The organism is Malonomonas rubra (genome assembly GCF_003247215.1).
In the GTDB taxonomy this organism is placed as follows: domain Bacteria; phylum Desulfobacterota; class Desulfuromonadia; order Desulfuromonadales; family Geopsychrobacteraceae; genus Malonomonas; species Malonomonas rubra_A.
On sequence record NZ_QKAP01000110.1, the window covers coordinates 1 to 3,449 of the forward strand.

Annotated in this window: 8 protein-coding genes; all 8 read left to right on the top strand. The window is 51.2% G+C overall.

What is annotated here, in order from left to right:
• The first annotated feature begins 78 nt into the window (after positions 1–78).
• The 8 genes from Q7J88_RS11565 to Q7J88_RS11600 all read left to right on the top strand — a co-directional run bounded on the left by Q7J88_RS11565 (position 79) and on the right by Q7J88_RS11600 (position 3,431).
• Entirely contained in the window at positions 79–465 is a 387-nt protein-coding gene (locus tag Q7J88_RS11565) for a DUF302 domain-containing protein (protein WP_303722383.1), read from the top strand.
• A gap of 70 nt (positions 466–535) precedes the next feature.
• Positions 536–766 carry an SHOCT domain-containing protein gene (locus tag Q7J88_RS11570; protein WP_369682029.1) on the top strand — a complete coding sequence of 77 codons (231 nt, stop codon included), beginning with the start codon at positions 536–538 and terminating at the stop codon, positions 764–766.
• A 163-nt stretch (positions 767–929) separates the two neighbouring features.
• Positions 930–1,121, top strand: a complete 192-nt coding sequence (locus Q7J88_RS11575; protein ID WP_303722385.1) for an HAD family hydrolase — start codon at positions 930–932, stop codon at positions 1,119–1,121.
• Positions 1,122–1,230: 109 nt separating this feature from the next.
• Complete coding sequence (locus Q7J88_RS11580; protein ID WP_303722386.1) at positions 1,231–1,608, top strand: hypothetical protein; 378 nt, start codon at positions 1,231–1,233, stop codon at positions 1,606–1,608.
• Between the two features lie 70 nt (positions 1,609–1,678).
• Positions 1,679–2,098: a heavy metal-responsive transcriptional regulator gene (locus Q7J88_RS11585; RefSeq protein ID WP_303722387.1), complete on the top strand. Its 420-nt coding sequence runs from the start codon at positions 1,679–1,681 to the stop codon at positions 2,096–2,098.
• 25 nt (positions 2,099–2,123) lie between these two features.
• The gene (locus Q7J88_RS11590; protein WP_303722388.1) at positions 2,124–2,354 is read left to right on the top strand and encodes a DUF2933 domain-containing protein; all 231 of its coding nucleotides are present in this window, start codon (positions 2,124–2,126) and stop codon (positions 2,352–2,354) included.
• Positions 2,355–2,369: 15 nt separating this feature from the next.
• Complete coding sequence (locus Q7J88_RS11595) at positions 2,370–3,050, top strand: isoprenylcysteine carboxylmethyltransferase family protein (protein WP_303722389.1); 681 nt, start codon at positions 2,370–2,372, stop codon at positions 3,048–3,050.
• Between the two features lie 30 nt (positions 3,051–3,080).
• On the top strand, positions 3,081–3,431 hold the full coding sequence (locus tag Q7J88_RS11600) for a P-II family nitrogen regulator (protein WP_303722390.1): 351 nt from the start codon (positions 3,081–3,083) through the stop codon (positions 3,429–3,431).
• The last annotated feature ends 18 nt before the right edge of the window (positions 3,432–3,449 follow it).

The window sequence follows — 3,449 nt, forward strand, 5'->3', positions numbered from 1 at the left end:
AGCCGAGTTGTCATTAAGGCAACCGACTGGTGAAGGTATTGAGTGGCGAACCTCTCCATGTAAAAGAGGAAAATATAGATGACATATCATATCAGTAAAATGGTCGATTCCGGATTTGCCGAAACGGTTGATGTTGTTAAATGCAGACTGGCCGAGCAAGGGTTCGGAATTCTATCGGAAATTGACGTCAGTCGCAAATTGCATGAAAAACTCGGCGTGAACTTTCGGAACTATCTGATCCTAGGCGCATGCAACCCACCGTATGCTTTTCAGGCCCTACAGGCAGAGCCTCACATCGGGACCATGCTTCCGTGCAATGTTGTGGTTCAGGAATGGGATGACGGCAAGGTCGAAGTCTCGGCCATCGACCCGAAAGCGTCGATGATGGCTGTCAACAATCCGGACTTGGAAAAAACCGCTGCCGCCATTCAGGAAAAATTGAGAAGTGTGATTGAGTCATTATGATCAGCTTCTTTCTTTGCCTAAACCTCAATGAGGTAATCAATATGCCGGCCGAAAAGGAGATTTTCCCATGATGTACGGAGATGGTTTCTATGGTATGGGCCATGGCTTTGGCGGAATCTTTATGATCTTGTTTTGGGTCGTCATCATTTATCTCATTGTCCGGGGGACAAGTCACTGGACTCAAAAAGGATCAGAACAAAACTCAAGGAAAAGTGCCGAAGACATCCTGAAAGAACGTTATGCAAAAGGCGACATCAGCAAAGAGGAGTTCGAGCAAATGAAGCAAGATTTGCGTTTTTAATATAAGGAATAGCTTGCATGTGACAAAGCGCTGAGAAGCTCTTTTTCCCTTCTTTCTCATATAGTATGAACCTGAGAGACAGTCCCCCCCCGTGAATTGACTGACTGGCCGAGGGAAAGGTCCGGAAACGGACTGAGGTCGGTCCGCAATAGTGGACACCATTGTGCTGGATAAAACCGGGACTATCACCAAGGACGAGCCGGAAGTAACCGATCTGCTCGCTGTTGCCGGATTCAACGAACGTGAAATGCTGCGCTTGGCCACTTCGGTGGAAAAAGGGTCAGAACACCCATTGGGAGAAGCGATCGTCAACAGGGCCGAGCGTAAAAAAACTGGAACTGCCAACGCTGAATGACTTCTCGGCAATCCCTGGCAAAGGGATTAGAGCCCAGCTCGAAGGGCGCGAACTGCTGCTGGGCAATCCGCAACTGCTGACGGAGAATCAGATTTCCGTACAGCCATTGATGGAGCAGATCGCCAGACTGTCGGGCGAGGGGGAAACCCCGATGCTGGTTGCCCTTGACAACCAGGCCGCAGGCATCATCGCCGTTGCCGATATCGCCATCGAAGCGGCAGATGTGACCCTGATCAGCGGTGAATTGACTGGTGCGGTCAACTCCATCGCCCTGAGCAAAGCTACCATCCGCAATATCAAACAGAACATGTTCTGGGCCTTCGCCTACAACAGTCTGCTGATCCCGGTCGCCACCGGGGTACTGTTTCCGCTGTTCGGCATCCTGCTCAACCCGATGTTCGTCGCTGCAGCGATGGGGCTATCGTCTTTGACTGTGGTCGGCAATGCGGTTCGCCTGCGGCGTTTCCAAGCACCAATTTCATTCTGAGTCTTGACTCTGAAGTATGCTTGAGGGTTTAGAATGAAGGTAAGTCAAGAAAAGATCTAAAGGAGTCACGATGAACGGTTTGACGATCGGCAAAGTAGCCAAAAGCGCAGGGATTGGGATTGAAACGGTCCGTTTCTACGAGCGAGAAGGCTTGATCGAAGCACCTGCCCGGACCGAAGGGAACTACCGAATCTACCCGCAGTGCGACATTCTGCGCCTGCGTTTTATCAAGCGGGCTAAGAGCTTGGGATTTACCCTGAAGGAAATCAAAGAGTTGCTTATGCTGCAGCATAATCCTCAGGCAACTAAGGCGGATGTCAAGCAACAGACCGAGGCGAAGATCGCCGATATCGAACTGAAGATTCGTGATCTGACGCGAATCAAAGAAATTCTCGAATCGCTGTATGAAAGTTGTGACGGCGATGGCCCGACTAGTGCCTGTTTGATCCTCGACGCACTGGAAACTGGTCATGGGCTGGATGACAGTTAAACAGGGTAAAGAAAAGGGAGCCGTCATGAAAAGGGAACAGAAATATTCGTCCGGATATGGTCATTGCCTGAAGATTATGGGCGGGTTGCTGATTGCTGGCGGTACAGCTTATTGGCTGCTGCCGGAGTTCCGGGCACAGATCGCTGACTCATTGCCGTTTCTGATCCTGCTCCTCTGTCCGTTGATTCACATCTTCATGCATAAAGGGCATAGTGAGCAGCATTCTGAGCCCAGAGAGCACCATAAAGGATCTTAGAGAGGAGGTCGAGCCATGAACGAATCTCTTCCTGCTTACGGCCTATGGCCGATGGTCATCATCAACTCGGCGATTTTTATCATCTTTGCCTTCAGTTTCACCAAGCCAAAAACCAAGCAGGACTGGCGATCCTTAGGCGCCTTTTCCGCCTTTATCGTCGCCCTGTTTGTCGAAATGTACGGCTTTCCGCTGACAATCTTTTTGCTTTCCGGCTGGCTGCAGAGCACTTTCCCGCAAACCGATATTTTCTCACACAGCAGCGGCCACCTCTGGCAAACCATTTTCGGCTTTGAAATGGACCCGCACTTGAACCCGATCCATCTGCTGAGCAACGTAATGATCGCGGCTGGGTTCTATATCGTCTATAAGGCCTGGCAGGTTCTCCATGCGGCCCAACAGCAGGGGAAACTGGCGACCACCGGACCCTACGCTATCGTCCGACATCCGCAATATGACGGTTTCCTACTGGTGATAATCGGTTTTCTGCTGATGTGGCCAACCCTATTAACCTTGATCATGTTCCCGGTGCTGGTGGTCGTTTATATCCGCCTGGCAAAGCAGGAGGAGCAGCTGGTACAGGCCGAGTTCGGCGCAGCTTACGAGGAGTACGTTCGGCAGGTTCCGGCCTTCGTACCCCGCAGAAAGCGGCTGCAGCCGCCAGCGGGCCATCGAGGTCAGCGGCCACTGCAGCACTGAGGCCAGCACAAACATCTGGGAGGTAGAGAGATGAAAGAGGTCAAGGCTTACATAAGAACAAGTTATCTGGAACAGACGGTTAAGGCCTTAAAGGATAAGGGTGCCCCCGGAATCACCGTTGTGACCGTTCATCCGGTAGGGTATGGCTTCGAACCCCACTTCACGCTCAGTGAAGTCGAAATTACCAAAAGGTATTATGACGTCACCAAGATTGAACTAGTTTGTGATGACGAGGACCTGGACAAGTTCGTCGCCGCAATTTTGGACAGTGCCCATACCGGTGCTTCTGGCGATGGACTGATCTTTTTGAGTGAGGTCGATGAGGTGGTCAAGATCAGAACCCGGAAAAGGGGTTCATTGCTCGCTGAGGTATCAGAGTAAGTGAACATGTTGCCAAGG